This is a genomic window from Streptomyces sp. NPDC034103, assembly GCF_055575395.1.
In genome coordinates this window covers 505,632-522,170 of record NZ_JBVISS010000002.1, presented here as the reverse complement: position 1 = coordinate 522,170, position 16,539 = coordinate 505,632, and the positions used below count along the sequence as shown (strand labels likewise).

Sequence of the window (16,539 nt, the reverse complement as noted above, 5' to 3'; positions counted from 1 at the left end):
GCCGGCCGCACCCGTCTGGCCGCCCGCCGCACACCCGCACGTGCACGCCCCCCACCTGCGGTTCTCTTCTCCCGCCCCCCATACCCCCACCCATGGGGAGGGGGTCGGCGAGAATATGGGGGACGGTTACCCATGTGGGGGCCGTAGCGGGTCTGCGACCTTCTTCTCGTGACCGACACCGCCAGCCTCCCGACTCCCCGGAGCGCCGAACTTCCCGCCACCTGGTGGGCCCCGGCGCTGACCCTCACGGAGCGGCTCGCCGCCCCCGGGCTCCCCGGACCGGCCGCCGCGACCGGCGCCCGCGAGCCGATGCCCTGGGCCGTCGGGGACGCGGAGGGCTTCGCCCTGCGGCTGGACCGCCTGGGCGTGGACGGCGACACGGCGGCGGCCCTGGCCGCCGAGCCCGCCGAGCACCTGGCACAGCGGACCGCCAAGCCCGACTGGGCCTCCTTCGCGGAAGAGGTGCTCGCCACCGCGCCCGAGGGCCTCGCCGAGGTCGAGGTCGACGGCGACGGTCCGGACGTGTTCGCCCCGGTCGTCAGGCCGCTGGTCGCCACGGCCGCCGCCCGCCTCGCGGACCTGATGGCCGGGACCCCGGACACGGAAGCGACCGTGTGGCGGGACGGATTCGTCCAGCGCCTGACCCGCCAGCTGGTCCGGCAGGCCGCCCGCACCCTGGTCCAGGAACTGCACGCCGCCCGCCGCGCCGGGCGTCTTGCGGGGGCCGGTCCGCGCGAGCGGTTCGTCTCCTTCGCCGCGGCCGCCGGCACCCGCCGCGGACTGGCGGACCTGTTCGCCACCTATCCCGTGCTGGCCCGGATGCTCACCCGGACCGCCCTGGACGCGACGCAGGCCACCGCCGAACTGGCCGCCCGCTTCCAGTCCGACCGCTCCGCCCTGACCGCCACCCTCCTCGACGGCCGTACGCCGGGCAGGCTCGTCCGTGTCGACCTCGGCCGCGGCGACGCGCACCAGGGCAACCGGTCCGTGGCGATCCTGCACTTCGCCGACGGCAGCCGGATCGTCCACAAGCCCCGCCCGCTCGACCAGCACGCCCTCCTCGACCACCTGGTCGCCTGGCTCAACGCCAAGGTGCCCGGACTGGGACTGCGCACTCCGCGCACCCTGCGCCGCGACACCTACGGCTGGCTGGAGTTCATCGAACACCGCTGGTGCACCTCGGTCACCGAGACCGACGCCTTCTACCGCCGCCAGGGCGCCCTGCTGGCCCTGCTCTACGCGGTGGACGGCGCCGACATGCACTACGAGAACGTCATCGCCCACGGCGACCAGCCGGTCCTGGTGGACGCCGAGACACTGCTGCACACCGGTCTCGGGCAGGCCCTCACGGCCGGCGCCGACCCGGCCGCGGACGCCCTGGCCGCCTCCGTGCACCGCACCTGCCTGCTCCCCCACCTCCTCATCGGTGAGCACGGCGCCCTGGACATCTCCGCACTCGGCCGGGACACCGACGGCACCTTCCCCAGCGAGGGCCTGCGCTGGGAGGACAGCGGACAGGACACCATGCGGGCGGTACGCGGCCCGCTGCCCAGCCCCGCCGCCCAGAACCACCCGCTGCCCCACGGCACCTCCCTCTCCGGCGCCGACCACACGGCGGCCCTGCTCGGAGGATTCCGCACCGCCTACACGGCCATCACCGCGCACCGCCGCGAACTGCTCGACGCCGACGGCCCGTTGGCTCCCTGGGCGAAGCGCCCGGCCCGACTGATCGCCCGCGCGACCCGGCTGTACGCCACGCTCCTGGAGGAGTCCACCCACCCCGCGCTGCTGGGCAACGCGCTGGCACGGGAAGGGGTGTTCGCGGTGCTGTGGACGGAGTCCGCGCACGACACGGCGCGCCAGCGCCTCACCGAGCACGAGACCGCGGCCCTGTGGCGCGGCGACATCCCCTTCTTCACCCACTGCCCCACCGACACCGCGGTCCATGCCGACGACGGCACCTCGCTGCCCGACGTGCTGCCGGTGGCCGCCGCGACAGCGGTGCGCGACAAGCTCGGCCGGATGGACGAGGTCGACTGCCACGACCAGGAGTGGATCATCTCGGCCACCCTCGCGGTACGCGGCGCGAGTTCACCGCTCGACCGCCCCCGTTCGGAACTGACCCCGGCCCCCGTGCCACCGGTGGCGCCCGAGCCGTCGCGCCTGCTGGCCGCCGCGTGCGGGATCGCCGACGAGATCACCGCCCGCGCGGTGCGGGACGGCTCGCGCACCAACTGGATCGGTCTGGAACGGGTGTCGGGAGCGCACTGGGCCGTTCTGCCCATGGGTGCGGGCCTGGCCCAGGGCTACTGCGGGGTCGCACTGTTCCTCGCCCACACCGAGGCGCTCACCGGGTCCGGGCGCTACGGCGCGGCAGCCCGTGAGGCGATCCGCCCGCTCCCCGCGCTCCTCAAGGCGCTCGCCGAGGACCCCGAACTGAGCGCGGCGGTCGGCCCCGGCGCCTACGACGGACTCGGCGGGATCGTGTACGCCCTGGTCCGCCTGGCACAGATCCTCGACGAGGACCTGGGGGCCTGTCTGCCGGACGCGCTGACCGCACTCGGCCACGCCACGGCGGCGTGTCCCGACCCCGGGCTGGCCCAGGGCCGAGCCGGCGCGCTGGCCGCCGCGGTCGCCGCGTACGAGGCCACCGGTGATCCGGCGGCCCTGCGCCTGGCGGACCGGACCGCGGAGCTGCTGCCGACAGCACCGGCAGACGGTCACCTCCCCTGCACCGCCGGTCTCGCCGACGGCACCGCCGGAATCGTGTGGGCGCTGCGGCGCTGGGCCGGACACCGGCCCGAGCGTGCCGCCGGTGTCGAAAAGACCGCCCGCGCCCTGCTCGACGCCACGCCGCGCCTGGGCGACGAAGCGGACCTGTCCTGGTCGCACGGGCTGGCCGGAAGGGCCGCCGCCGGACTCGCGGAGGCCACCGCCCGCCTCGCGGACGCCCCCAGCGGCCCCGACCTCAGTCTCGCCCAGGGCGCCCTCGGCCGACTGGAGGCCCTGGCCGCCCTCGCCGAACAGGGCGACACCACGGCCCGGTCGGCCCTGCGACGGCACAGCGGTCACGTCCTCGCCCTCGTCGAGGCCCAGGCCCACCGGTGCGCCACCCCCGACCACGTTCCCACGCCCGCGCTGATGACCGGCCTGGCCGGCATCGGCTACGGACTGCTCCGCCTGGCCGACCCGGGATCCGTCCCGTCGGTCCTGCTCCTGGACCACACCGACCACTGACCCGCCCGCGTCTCCTCCCACCTCCCACCCCGAGCGCCCCGCATCGGACACCAGAAGGGACCACCGTCATGGACAAGCACCTCATCGCCGCCGACTCCGCCGAGTTCACCGCCACCGACTCCGCCGAGACCGCGCACACGGAGCAGGACGCGGCGGGCGGCATCACCCTCTCCGGCCGCAACCGTGCCTGCGCCCGCGCCCGTGTGCTGGCCGGCATGGTCCTCACCAGCGGCATCGTCATCACGCTGAGCAGCCTGGACACCTCGGTCTCCGCCCCCAACTGAACCGGCCGGCGTCCCCGGACGTTCCGCGTGATGGCGCGGGCCCGCAGCGGCGGGCCCGCGCCGCCGCGTTCGCGCAGCATCTCCCTGCCGGGAGCAAGGCGTTGTGCCCTTACCGCCGGCACGACCGCAGTTGATCTCGACCAGGGCGCGATCTGCCCCAGGCGCGATCTGCCGCCTATCATCAGCGTTCATGCGTTCCCATACGCCTTCCCTCGTCGGGCGGGACCCCCAACTCACCCAGCTCGAACGCGCCATGGCAGACGCGAGGCAGGGCATGGGCAGCGTCGTCTTCCTGGTCGGCGAGGCCGGGGTCGGCAAGTCCCGTCTCGCGGCGGAGGCCGTGGGCGGAGCCCTGGGCTCCGGCATGCGCGTGCTGCGCGGCCGCAGCAGCACCACGGGCCCCGCCGTACCGTTCCGGCCCCTCACCGAGGCACTGATGTCGCTGTTCCGCGGCGGCGACCCCATGGACGACCTCGCGCTCGGTCCCTACCGTCCGGTCCTGGGCCGTCTGATCCCCGACTGGGACACCGGCGAACGCGACAGCAGTTCCATGGTCATCCTCGGCGAGGCCGTGCTGCGGCTGCTCATCGCCGCAGGTCGCGGCCAGGGCCAGTTACTGCTCCTGGAGGATCTGCACGACGCCGACCCCGAGACACTCGGCGTCCTGGAGTACCTGGTCGACAACCTGGCGTACACGCCCGTCCTGCTGGTGGCCACCGTGCGCACCGACATCAGCGACGCCCTCGACCTCGCGCAGTCCGCGCGCCGCCGCGGCGCCGCCACCGTGGTGGAACTGGCGCCGCTGTCCCAGCCGCAGGTGCACCAGATGATCGCCGCCCAGCTGGGCGCGGACAGCCCCGACGACGTGCCCGCCGAGGTGCTCGGCAAGCTGTGGGAGGACAGTGCGGGCAGCCCCTACCTCGTCGAGGAGCTGCTGCAGTCGATGATCGGCTCGGGCACCCTGGTGCAGGGCCCCGGTGGCTGGCGCGCCGTCGGCGACCTGCGCCGTGACGTTTCCTCAACGCTGGCCCGCGGCATCCTGCGCCGCATCGACCGGCTCGGCGCCCAGGGCCTGACCCTGCTGTCCGCCGCGGCGGTGCTGGGCCGCCGCTTCCCGCTGTCCGTCCTGCAGCGCATGACCGACGTCGACGACCGGACCCTGCTCGGCCACCTCCACGCCGGCGTCGCCGCCCGGCTCGTCGTACCCGACGAACCCGCCCCCGACTGGTACTCCTTCCGCCACTCCCCCACCCTCGAAGCCCTGTTCACCCAGATGACGCCGGGCCAGCGAGCGGACCTGGCACGGCGGGGGGCCCAGGCGGTGGAAGAACTCCACCCCGCCCTGGAGGGCGACTGGTGCGCCCTGGCCGCGGGCCTGCGTCGCGAGGCCGGCGACCGGGTCGAGGCCGGACTCCTCTACGCCGACGCGGGCGGCCGCGCCCTGGCCGCAGGCGCGCTGAACTCCGCCGTGACCCTCCTCAGCCGTGCCGAGTCCCTGTTCGACGACGCGGACGATCCACAGGCACGGGCCGCGGTCCTGGAGAACCTCCTCCCCGCCCTCGCCGAAGCGGGCGACTTCGCACGCGCCTTCGACTTGGTGGACGACCTGCACGCCCTCGGCGGTGCCGACCTGAGCGCCGCACGTCTGGCGACGCTGCACGCACGGCTGGCCAAGGTGGCCCACACGGCGGGCCGGTGGAGCGACGGCAACCGGCAGATCGCCCGCGCCCGCGAAGTACTGGCCGCCGCTCCCGACGAAGCCACCGCGGCCGCCGTGGACGTCACCGCGGCCTATCTCGCCCTGGACACGCCCGGCCCGGACCGCACCCAGCACGCCGAGAAACTGGCACGCTCCGCCGCCGACACCGCCGAGCGGCACCAACTGCCCGTCGTCGCCTGCCAGGCCTGGGAACTGCTCGCCACCGTGGCACGCGAGCGGGACCCACAGGAGTCGGCGGCCATGCTCGGACAGGCCATGTCCGCCGCCGAACGCCACCGGCTGCCGTTGCAGCGCATGTACGCGGCCACCCGAATGGGCGGCAACGCCTGGCTCGCCGAGGGCGACACCACGGGACTGCTGACGGCCCGCCAGGAGGCGCTGCACCTGGGCTCGGTGAACATCGTGCACACCGTCGACGGCATCCTCGTCCTCGATGCCGTGCTGCGCAGTGAGGACGCCGCCGCACGCTCGGCCGCCGCGGAGTGCCTGGCCGTCGTCCGCCGGCTGCGCCTGGCCCCCGCCGTGCGCTACGTGCTCATGGCACAGGCCACCTTGGAGGCCCACCGAGGGGACCGGCCCGCGATGGAGGCGGCCCTCGCGGCCTTCACCGAGTGGGACGGCGCCGGTTCGCAGGAGGAGCCGCTCTGCCTGGGACTCGCGCGGGCCTTCTGCGCGCTGCTGGAGGAGAACCGGGACCTGGCCCGCACGGAGTTGGCGGCGGTGCGGGCCCTGGAGGCGGACAACCCCTCCACGTACCACCTCAGCGGCACCCATGGCCTGCTGCTCCTGCTGGACGTGCTGGGCGGGGACGCCGACCGGGCCCGGCACGCGGAGGTCGCGGCGACCGCCATGGCCCGCATGCGGTGGAACCGGCAGTTCGTACACCTGGCCGAGGCCGTCCTGCTGGGCCGGGAGGGGGCCCGGACGGACGCGGCGGCCGCCGTGGAGGCGGCCCTGGTGGTGGCCGAACCCTATCCGGTGGCCCAGCATCTGGGGCTGCGGCTGATCGCGGACGCCGCGCAGCAGGACGGCTGGGGAGACCCGGTGGGCTGGCTGCGGCGCGCCGAGCACTACTTCCACGAACGGGACATCGCCGCCGTCACCGGCGCCTGCCGGGCGGGACTGCGCCGCCTGGGCGCCCCGGTGCACCAGCACCGCAGCGGCACCAGCGGCATTCCGGAGCAGCTGCGCACCCAAGGGGTGACCGTCCGGGAGTTCGACGTGTTCCGGCTGCTCGCGGAGCGCCTGAGCAACAAGGACATAGCCGACCGGCTGTTCATCTCGCCCCGGACCGCGGAGAAGCACATCGCCAGTCTCATCACCAAGACGGGAGCGGCCAACCGCGCGGACCTGTGCGCGCGATCGGCCGCTCTGCGCTCCGGCTGAGCCTCTCGACCGGGTCAGCGCATCTCCCGCACCGCCCGCGAGGCGAGCACCGCGAGTCCCGTGCCCGCGAGGACCACGGCCACGACACCGAACAGGGCGAGGTGCCCCGTCCCGGCCAGAAAACCGCACAGGATCAGCGACAGCGGGGCGGCGGCGTAGCCGAGGACCATGTCGACGGAGACCACGCGGGTCAGGACGTCCTGCGGGATGTTGCGCTGGATCCAGCTCAGTCCGAACACGCCCTGGTAACCGATGGCGAACCCCATGGCCAGTACGGTCGCGACCACGACCGCGGTGCTCTGTGCCAGGCCGAGCACGGCCATGCCGGCGCCCAGCCATCCGGCGAGGGCGGCCACCAGGAGGCCGACGCGGGGCCGTCCGCCCACGGCGCCGCCGACGAGGGTACCGAGCACCGCTCCCCCGGCCAGGGCTCCGTTGAGGACGCCGAGTGTGGCCGAGCCTCCGCGCAGCACCTGGTCGGCGAGCGTGGCGAAACCGACCGTGAAGGGGCCCGCGTAACAGAAGTTCACCGCCGTGTCGAGGGCGACGATGGTACGCAGGCGCGGGTCGCGCAGGGTGAACGTGACGCCCTCCCGGATGCGGGCGCCGAGGGACGGCCCCGGCGCGGCGGAGCCGCTCTTGGTGGCGCCGGGCCGCGGGCGGGTGCGGATGCGGGCCACGCACACACCGCACAGGGCGAAGCAGACCGCGTCGACGAGGAAGGCGACCGGCGCCTGCGTCAGCGCGATCACGACACCGCCGATCGCCGGACCCACGACGGCCGCCGTGCGCGCGCCGGCCCCCAGCAGGGCGTTGGCCGGGGCGAGCAGGTCCTCCTCGACCACCGACGGCAGGATGGAGACACGGGCGGGCTGGAAGAAGGCGTCGACGGCACCGAAGGCGGCGGCCGCCGCACACAGCATCCACACCGTCAGGTGCCCGGTGAGTCCGGCGGCGCCGACCGTGGCCATCAGCGCGGCGCGGGTCCAGCTGGAGGCCACCATCAGGGTGCGGGTGGACCAGGTGTCGCCGAGGGTTCCGCCCACCAGGGTGAGGAGGGCACGGGGGACCGCCTGGAACGCCAGGACGTAGCCGAGGGTGAGGGTGGAGCCGGTCAGGCTCAGCGTGATCCAGGAGAAGGCGACGACGCTGAACCCGTCACCGAGCAGGGAGAGCGCCTGCCCCGTCCACAGCAGGCGGAAGGAACGGTGCCGGGCGGGCGCCCACAGCCGCGGGCGTTCCGCGGCGAGGGTGGTGGCCATGGGGGTGCCTCTCTTCGAGGGGAGGTGTGTGGTCCGGTCAGTAGTGGACAGGCAGGGCGGTGAGGCTGCGGTTGAGCAGGGACGGCTGCCAGGTGAGCCGCTCCGGGTCGGCCAGCGTCAGACCGGGCCGCTCGCACACCAGCGTGCGCACCGCGCAGACGGCCACCAGGCGGGCGAGCGCGGCGCCGATGCAGAAGTGGGCGCCGAAGCCGAACCCCAGGTGGGTCGCGCCGCTGCGGGTGACGTCGAAGCGGCCCGGGTCGGGGAAGCGGGCGGGGTCCCGGTTGGCGGCGGCGGTCACCAGGAAGATCCGGTCCCCGGCGCGTACCGTCTGTCCGCCGAGCTCGAGGTCCTGGGCGGCGGTGCGGATCGACATCTTCGACGGACCGTCCAGGCGCAGCGTCTCCTCCACCGCGCCCTGGGCCAGCCCCGGTTCGGCGCGCACCGCGGCCAGCTGGTCGGGGCGCGTGTGCAGGGCCAGGACCGTGTTGGCGATGAGGTTGCTGGTGGTCTCCCCGCCGGCGAACGCCATCTGGGTGAGCATCCCGACGAACTCCTCCTCGCTCACCGAGTCGCCCACCCGGCCCTCCCCCAGCACCTGGCTGATCAGGTCGTCGCCGGGCTCCGCGCGCCGCCGGGCGACGAGGGCGCCGAGGTAGTCCTCCAGGCTGACCAGAGCCTGGAGCGAGGCGCGGTACTCGCTCTCCTCCTGGGCGGTGCCGAGCACGAGATCGGCCACGCGGGTGTTCCAGTACCAGAAGGAGGGTCCGTCGGTGGGCGGGATGCCGAGCCAGCGGGCGAAGACCAGGGCCGGCAGGGGCTTGGCGAGGTCGGCCATGAGGTCGCCGGTGCGGCCCGGGGCGGCCTTGCGGGCGAGCACGGCACGGGTCACCTTCTCGGTGAAGGCGCTGTAGCGGGCGACGGCGCGGGCGGCGAACGCCTCCTGGAAGACCTGCCGCAGCCGCCGGTGCTGGGGCGGGTCGTTGAAGACCATCCAGCGCGACAGGATGCCGAAGGCACGCTCGGCGTCCTCCCGGGCTCCTTGCGGGACGGCGTCCATCAGGGGCCGGACCCGGTCGGCGGAGACGGCCCGGTCGCGCAGGCAGCGCATGACCTCGTCGTAGCCGGTGACGAGCCAGGCACGGTGCAGCGGGCTCCAGTGCACCGGCGCGCTCTCGCGCACGGCGTCGAGGTGGCCGTAGGGATCGGCGACCAGGTCGGGGGCGAGCAGGTAGCGCTCGGTGGGGGCGGGGGCGTGCGTGGTCATCGGGACTCTCCCCTCTCCAGGGCGGTGAGCAGGTCGGCGATGCCGGTGACCTGGGGCTCGGCCATCATCGACATGTGGTCGCCGTCGCTGATGTGCAGCGTCAGCCCGCCCTGTGCGGTCTCACGCCAGCGGGCGACGTAGGTGTCGTAGTCGACGTCGAGTCCGGGCATCGTGACGCCGCGGGGCAGGCCGGCGGCCTCGCTGCCGACCACCAGGTGGATGTGGCCGGGGTAGGGCCGGACCTCGTAGCCGGCCAGCGCCGCGAGCAGGGAGTGCCAGACCTCGATGGGGGCGCCCTCGACGAGAGCCGCCTCGGCGGGGCTCATTCCGGCGCCCAGGAGGGTCGCGGTGAGTTCGGCGGTGGCCTGGTCCCGCTGCGGGGAGGCGGGCAGTTCGCGCAGCCGGTCCCGCAGGCGCAGGGCTTCGCGCAGGTCCCGGGTGACGCCTTCGAGGCGGGCGCGGGCGGCGGGGTTGGGCAGGTAGGGCTCGATGAGCACGAGCGGGGCCACCGGGTGTCCGGCCTGGTGGAGCTGGGTGGCCATCTCCAGGGCGATGTTGGCGCCCATGGACCAGCCGAGCAGGGCGTGCGGGCCCGGCACACCGCGGTCGGTGATCTCGGCGGCGTAGTTGGCGGCGATGCCGGTCACGGTGCTGGGGTCGACGCCACCGAGCAGGCCGCGGGCCTGGAAGGCGTGGACGGGGCGGCCGGGCGGCAGGGCGCGGGCCAGCGGTACGAACCAGGCGGCGCTGCCCCCGGTGGGGTGCACGCACCACAGGGGTTCTCCCTCGCCCTCGCGCAGTCGCACCTCGGAGGTGACGGTCTCGGGGAGGCCGGCGCCCACCGCGCGGGTGGCGTGGGCGGCGAGCCGGGCGAGGGTCGGGTGTTCGATCAAGTCGCCCACCGTCACCGGCAGTCCGCGTCCGGCGGCCATCAACGCCACCCGGACGGTGGACAGGGAGCTGCCGCCGATGCGGAAGAAGTCGTCGTGGACGCCGATGCGGGACAGACCCAGCACCTCGCGCCAGATCTCGGCGAGGATCCGCTCGGCCGGGGTGGCGGGCGCGACGTACTCGGTGTCGTCCTGGTCGAGTTCGGCCGGTGGCAGGGGCAGCGCCCGCTTGTCGATCTTTCCGCTGCGGTTGACGGGCATCTCGTCCAGGACGACGAACCGCGAGGGCAGCATGTACGCGGGGAGGCTGGTCCGCAGTGCGCCCCGCAGGTCCTCGGGGGTGGACCGGTCGGTGTCGGCGGTGACGAGGTAGGCGACCAGGGCGGGTTCGCCGCCGGGCAGGTCGGTGCGGTGCAGGACGACGGCCTGGCGGATGCCCGGCAGTTGCCTGAGCGCGTGCTCGATCTCGCCGAGTTCGATGCGGAAGCCGCGCAGTTTCACCTGGGCGTCGCGGCGGCCGAGCCATTCCACGGTGCCGTCGGGCCGGTAGGCGCCGAGGTCGCCGGTGCGGCACAGCCGTTCGCCGGGTTCGCCGTAGGGGTCGGGGACGTAGGTGGCGGCGGTCAGGGCGGGCCGGCCGAGGTAGCCGCGGCCGACGGCCTGTCCGCCGAGGTAGATCTCGCCGGGGACACCGACCGGGACGGGCTGGAGGTCGTCGTCGAGGACGTGGATGCGGGTGTTGCGGATCGGGGTGCCGATGGGCGGCCGGCCCTGGCCGGGGGCGAGGTCGGCGGCGACGGACCACACGGTGGTCTCGGTGAGGCCGTAGACGTTCTGGAAGCGGCGGCCGGACGACCAGCGGTCGGCGAGTTCGGCCGGGCAGGCCTCGCCCGCCACCTGGAGCACGCGCAGGTCGGGGAAGGTGTCCTCGCCCAGGACGGCCAGGGCGCTGGGCGGCAGCATGCCGCCGGTGATCCGCGCCTCGCTCAGGGTGCGGGCCAGGTCGGGTCCGGGACGCAGGTCCTCCTTGGGCGCGGTGACGAGGCAGCCGCCGTTGGCGAGGGACCAGGTCAGTTCCAGGATGGAGGCGTCGAAGCCGAAGGACGCGAACTGCAGGATCCGGTCCTCGGGGCTGGGGTCCACCAGGTCGCGCTGCCCTTCGAGCATGTTGGACAGCCCGCGGTGGGCGATGGCGACGCCCTTGGGGACACCGGTGGAGCCGGAGGTGTAGATCAGGTAGGCGAAGGTGTCGGCGTCGGGTGCGCGGCCGGGCACCGGTCCGACCGGCTCGGCGGGCACGTCCAGGTGGATGGTCGGGCCGTCGAAGGGTACGGCGCCGTCCAGGGCCCGCTGGGTCAGCAGCACCCGCATGCCGCTGTCCTGGGCCATGAACGCCAGCCGCTCGGTGGGGTGTTGGGGGTCCAGCGGGACGAAGGCACCGCCGGAGCGCAGCACGCCGAGAGCGGCGCGGACCCAGTCCGGGCCCCGGTCGACGCAGATGCCGACCACGGTCTCCGGGCCGACGCCGAGCAGCCTCAGCCGGCGGGCCACCTGTTCGGCCTGCTCGTGCAGTTCGGCGTAGGTCAGCGGCTGCCCGCGGTGTTCGACGGCGACCGCGTGCGGGGTGCGGGCGGCCTGCTCGGCGACGTGCTCGTGGAACAGCAGCGGGGAGGAGGGCAGGTCCGGGCCCGCGGCCCAGCCCAGGACGGTCGAGCGGGCGGCGCCGACGGCCGCGGGCCGGCTCACCCGGGCGGTCGGGTCGGCCGTCATCGCCTCCAGCTGCGCCACGAACACGTCGGCGACCTGTTCGGCGGTGGCGGGGGCGACGTAGTCCGGATCGGCGTCCAGGGTGAAGGCGTTGACGCTCGCGTTCACCAGCAGCGGGAACATGGTGCGGGCGATCTCCAGGGAGTCGTCCCAGGAGTCGTGCGCCAGGCGGTGGAAGTTGACGTAGTTGAAGACGGTGTCGGTCAGGTCGGGTTCGGTGGGGCGCAGCTGGGCGATGCGGACCAGCGGCACCCGGCGGTGCGGGAGCATCTGCTGCTCGGCGCCGAACACGTCCCGCAGGTAGGCCAGCCAGTCGCCGCGCGGGCGCTCCACGCCGAACGGCACGGTGTTGAGGAACAGTCCGCGCATCCGGTCGGCACCGGGCACCTCGGGGCGCCCGTTGGTGACCAGGCCGATGCTGTGTCCCTGAACGCTGTCGTCACGGTCGGCGAACAGGCTCATGGTGTGGTGGAAGGCGGCGAGGAGCACGGTGCGGCGGGGCACGCCCGCCTCCTTGGCCAGGCGGCCGATGCGTTCGGCGAGGTGGGCGTAGGAGCGTCGCACCTCGTGCACCGGCGGCCCGTCCGCGGCGGCGCCGTCGGTGCGGCGGCGCAGGGTGACCGGGCGCAGTGCGGCGAGCCGGTCTCGCCAGTAGGCCAGGGACTCCTCGCGGCCGAGCGCGGCCCGCTCCAGGGCGACGTACTCGGCGAAGGCCGGGACGCTCGGCGGGCGCGGTGCGGTGCGCTGGGTGACCGCTTCGCGGTGCAGGGCCAGCAGGTCGGCGACGAGGGAGGTCAGGCTCCAGCCGTCGAGGACGACGTGGCAGTCGGTGAGGACCAGGCGCAGGTCGTGGTCGGTGATGTGGTGCAGGTGGATACGGACGAGGGGGGCGGTGGTGAGGTCGAAGCGGCGGTCGAACTCGGCGTCGACGAAGCGGCGCAGCCGGTCCCGCTGCTCCTCTCGCGTCAGGTGGCGCAGATCGGTGTAGCCGACGGGCAGGCGGGCGGCCCGGTGGACGAGTTGGAGGGGTTCGCGGTAGGTGACCAGGTCGACGGAGGTGCGCAGGATCGGGTGCGCGGCGACGACGGCGTCGACGGCGGCCTGGAAGGCGGCGGCGTCGAAGCCCTCGGGGACAGTGATCTTCAGGTCGGTGACGTTGTGGTAGGCGCCGCGCCGGGGGTCGGCGAGCATCTCGTGCAGCATGCCGGCCTGGAGCATGGTGAGCGGGTAGGCGTCGGCGAGGCCCTCGGGCAGCCGGTCCACGTCGGCGGGGTCGACCAGGGAGAAGGGGGCGACCGGCTCGGGGGCGTCGGCGGCGTCGGTGACCAGTTCGGCGAGGTCGGTGAGGGTGCGGGCGCGGAAGACGTCGGCGACGCTGAAGCCGAGTCCGGCGAGCCGGCCGACGCCGACCAGGCGCAGGGCGAGGATGGAGTCGCCGCCGAGGTCGAAGAAGTTGTCGGTACGGCTGACCCGCTCGACGCTCAGGACCTGGCTGAACACCTCCGCCAGGGCGCACTCGGTCGCTCCCTGCGGCGCGGCATAGGCCGACGCTCCTGCCGAGCTGGGGCGCACGGCGGTCAGCGCGGCGCGGTCCACCTTGCCGTTGGCGGTCAGCGGCAGCCGTTCGTGGCGCACGAACAGGGCGGGCACCATGTACTCGGGCAGCGTCAGCCGCAGCCGTTCACGCAGGGCGGCGGCGTCCAGGGGGCGGCCCTCGGGGGTGACGACATGGGCGACCAGGCGGGCCGTGCCCCCGTCGCGGCGGGCCACGACCGCGGTGTCGGCGACGCCGGGCAGGGCGCGCAGGGCCGTCTCGATCTCGCCGGGCTCGATCCGGTAGCCGCGGATCTTGACCTGGTGGTCGGCGCGCCCGATGTAGGCGAGCTGTCCGTCGGGCAGGACGCGCACGAGGTCGCCGGTGCGGTACATGCGGGTGCCGGGGGCGGCGAAGGGGTCCTCCACGAAGCGCTCGGCGGTCAGCTCGGGCCGGTTGCGGTAGCCGCGGGCCACTCCGCCGCCGGCCACGTACAGTTCGCCGACGGTGCCGTGCGGGACGAGGCGTCCCCAGGCGTCCAGGACGTAGCCGTGGGCCGCGGTGAGCGGGCGCCCCACGGGCGAGCGGACGGCCCCGTCGACGTCGTCCTCGGTGATGGTGCGGATCGTGACGTGCACGGTGGTCTCGGTGATGCCGTACATGTTCACCAGTGCCGGGCGGGGCCCGGGGGCGGTGAACCAGTCGCGGTAGTCGCGTACGTCGAAGGCGTCGCCGCCGAAGACGACGGTGCGCAGGGCCAGGGTGGAGAAGTCGGTCCCGATGTCCCGGAGGTGGGCGCGCAGGCCCTTGAAAGCGGCCGGGGTCTGGTTGAGGACGGTGACGCCCTCCTCGCGCAGGACCCGGTGCACGGCGGCCGGGTCGCGCACCTCGTCGGCGGTGAGGACCGCCACGCGCCCTCCGGTCGCCAGCGGTGCCCACAGTTCCCAGACGGAGAAGTCGAAGGCGGGCGAGTGCATCAGGGTCCACACGTCGGCGGGGCCGAAGTCGAAGTGGCGGTCGGCGGCGCCGAGCAGCCAGGCCAGGTTGCCGTGGGTGATCTCGACGCCCTTGGGGCGGCCGGTGGAACCCGAGGTGTAGATGACGTAGGCGAGGTCGTCGTGGGCCGGGAGGACGTCCTGTGCGGGCGAGGTGGCCTGGAGGGCGACATCGTCCTCGGCCGTGTCCAGTTCCAGCAGGCGGGCCGGCAGGTCCTCGACGGCGTCGCGGGTGGCGGAGTCCGTGACGATCAGTTCGATGCCGGAGTCGGTGACGGTGAACGCACGGCGGGCCTTGGGATGGGTCGGATCCAGGGGCAGGTAGGCGGCTCCGGCCCGCCAGACGGCCAGCAGGGCGACGGCCAGGTCGGGGGTGCGGTCGAGGCAGACGCCGACGAGGGAACCGTGCGTGACGCCCGCGGCATGCAGACGGCGCGCCAACTTTGATGCCGAAGCGTCGAGTTGGGCGTAGGTCAGGCTCCGCCCTGAGCCGGTGACGGCGACCGCCAGCGGGGTGCGGACGACGTGTTCGGCGAACCGGTCGGCGGCGGTACGCGGCAGACCGGCGGGTGTCCCCGTGGCGCGGGCGGGGCCGTCCGGGCCGAGCAGGTGCGCGCGTTCGGCGGGGCCGAGCGGGTCGACGGCGCTCAGCGGGGCGTCGGGGCTGGTGCGGAAGGCCTCCAGGAACGCGACGGTGTGCCGGGCGAGCGCGGCGACGGATTCCTCGGTGAAGAGGTCGGGCCGGTAGACGAAGGCGAGTTCGGTGCGGCCGCCGCCGTCGCGCAGGTCGAGGGTGAGGTCGAACTTGGCGGTGGTGAGCCCGATCCGGTAAGGCGTGCCGTCGGCCGCACCGAGGGCGAGGGTGCCCGCGCCGGTCTCGGTGTGCGTGTACAGCACCTGCACGAGCGGGTTGCGGGCCAGGTCGCGCTCGGGGCTGAGGACTTCGACGACCTTCTCGAAGGGCAGCGACTGGTGCGAGAACGCCTCCAGGACCCGGTCGCGGGTGCGCTGAAGCAGTGCGGCCGGGGTCGGGTCGTCGGAGAAGTCACCGCGCAGCACGAGTGTGTTGACGAAGAACCCGACGAGCTGTTCGGTCTCGGCCCGTTCACGGTTGGCGACGACGGTGCCGACGGCGATGTCGTGCTGCCCGCTGTGGAAGGCGAGCGCCGCCTGGAAGGCGGCGAGCACGGTCATGTACGGCGTCGTCCCGTACGTGCGGCCCAGGGTGGCGAGGGCGTCGGTCAGGGTGGCCGGGAGGGTGACGGCGTGGACGGCACCGTGGTCGGCGGGGGTGTCGGGGCGAGGGTGGTCGGTGGGCAGGTCCAGCGGGGTGAGCCCGGCGAGACGGGAGGTCCAGTGGTCGAGGGCGGGGCCCTGGTCGGCGGCGCGCTGCCAGATCGCGTAGTCGGCGTAGTCCAGGGGCAGTTCGGGCAGGTCGGCGCGGCGGCCCTCGCACCTGGCCCCGTACAGCTCGGCCAGATCGCGCACCAGGACGTCGAGGGACCAGCCGTCGGAGACGATGTGGTGCATGGCCAGGACCAGGACGTGGTCGTCGTCGGCCGCGCGCACCAGGGTGGCCCGGAAGGCGGGTTCGCGGGCGAGGTCGAAGGGGCGCAGCGCGGCGGCGTGGACGGCCGCGTCCAGGTGGCGGGCCTCTCCCTCGTCCGCCGAGGGGACGTCGACGACGTCGAGCGTGGCGTCACCGGCCGGCAGGACCCGCTGGTACGGGACGCCTTCGTGCTCGGGGAAGACGACCCGCAGCTGCTCGTGGCGTGCGACGAGGTCGGCGACGGCGGCGCGGAGGGCCGGCACGTCCAGGGGGCCGCTGAGCCGCCAGGCGGCGGGCAGCAGATAGGTCAGGGCTCCGGGGTCGAGCCGGTCGAGGAAGTACAGGCGCTGCTGGGCGGCGGACAGAGGGGTCCGCTCCGGGCGGGGCCGGACGCGGACGGGGCCGTCGTCGCGGGCGGCCGACCGGCCGCGCAGCCGCTGCTCCAGCAGACGCCGGGCGGCCGGGGAGAGGCCACCGGCCGCGGGCAGGGGGCCGGGGCGCACGTCGGACGTGGTCATGGGGCACTCCGAATCTCAAGGTCTGTGGCAGCGCTGCGGGTTGACGGCCGCCGAGAGGGGGCAGCGCACCCGTCCGGCTGGTGTCCGCCGGGCAGGTTTCTCGCGCGGGGCCCTCGGACAGGGACGGTCG

The 16,539-nt window shown here is 74.5% G+C and carries 6 protein-coding genes; 3 read left to right on the top strand and 3 right to left on the bottom strand.

Annotated elements, in window-relative coordinates; genetic code table 11:
- Window positions 1–168 precede the first annotated feature (168 nt).
- From ACZ56U_RS05475 to ACZ56U_RS05465, 3 genes are all read left to right on the top strand, one after another.
- Complete coding sequence (locus ACZ56U_RS05475; RefSeq protein ID WP_469082714.1) at window positions 169–3,237, top strand: type 2 lanthipeptide synthetase LanM family protein; 3,069 nt, start codon at window positions 169–171, stop codon at window positions 3,235–3,237.
- A gap of 68 nt (window positions 3,238–3,305) precedes the next feature.
- Window positions 3,306–3,521, top strand: a complete 216-nt coding sequence (locus ACZ56U_RS05470) for a hypothetical protein (RefSeq protein WP_469082713.1) — start codon at window positions 3,306–3,308, stop codon at window positions 3,519–3,521.
- Window positions 3,522–3,711: 190 nt separating this feature from the next.
- Window positions 3,712–6,627 (top strand): helix-turn-helix transcriptional regulator, encoded by a 2,916-nt coding sequence (locus tag ACZ56U_RS05465; RefSeq protein WP_469082712.1) that lies wholly within the window; start codon window positions 3,712–3,714, stop codon window positions 6,625–6,627.
- A 14-nt stretch (window positions 6,628–6,641) separates the two neighbouring features.
- Here the strand turns inward: ACZ56U_RS05465 and ACZ56U_RS05460 are convergent, their stop codons facing one another.
- Genes ACZ56U_RS05460 through ACZ56U_RS05450 form a run of 3 tightly spaced genes read right to left on the bottom strand, consistent with a single transcriptional unit; the run spans window position 6,642 to window position 16,409 of the window.
- Window positions 6,642–7,889 (bottom strand): MFS transporter, encoded by a 1,248-nt coding sequence (locus ACZ56U_RS05460; RefSeq protein ID WP_469082711.1) that lies wholly within the window; start codon window positions 7,887–7,889, stop codon window positions 6,642–6,644.
- Window positions 7,890–7,926: 37 nt separating this feature from the next.
- Window positions 7,927–9,156 (bottom strand): cytochrome P450, encoded by a 1,230-nt coding sequence (locus tag ACZ56U_RS05455; RefSeq protein ID WP_469082710.1) that lies wholly within the window; start codon window positions 9,154–9,156, stop codon window positions 7,927–7,929.
- Window positions 9,153–16,409 (bottom strand): amino acid adenylation domain-containing protein, encoded by a 7,257-nt coding sequence (locus tag ACZ56U_RS05450; RefSeq protein ID WP_469082709.1) that lies wholly within the window; start codon window positions 16,407–16,409, stop codon window positions 9,153–9,155. Before ACZ56U_RS05450 ends, ACZ56U_RS05455 begins: the two co-directional genes overlap by 4 nt.
- Window positions 16,410–16,539 lie beyond the last annotated feature (130 nt).

Bases quoted from the DNA above. Each gene is read 5' to 3' on its own strand.
- ACZ56U_RS05470 (WP_469082713.1), top strand. From the start codon at position 3,306: ATGGACAAGCACCTCATCGCCGCCGACTCCGCCGAGTTCACCGCCACC.
- ACZ56U_RS05465 (WP_469082712.1), top strand. From the start codon at position 3,712: ATGCGTTCCCATACGCCTTCCCTCGTCGGGCGGGACCCCCAACTCACC.
- ACZ56U_RS05460 (WP_469082711.1), bottom strand. From the start codon at position 7,889: ATGGCCACCACCCTCGCCGCGGAACGCCCGCGGCTGTGGGCGCCCGCC.
- ACZ56U_RS05455 (WP_469082710.1), bottom strand. From the start codon at position 9,156: ATGACCACGCACGCCCCCGCCCCCACCGAGCGCTACCTGCTCGCCCCC.
- ACZ56U_RS05450 (WP_469082709.1), bottom strand. From the start codon at position 16,409: ATGACCACGTCCGACGTGCGCCCCGGCCCCCTGCCCGCGGCCGGTGGC.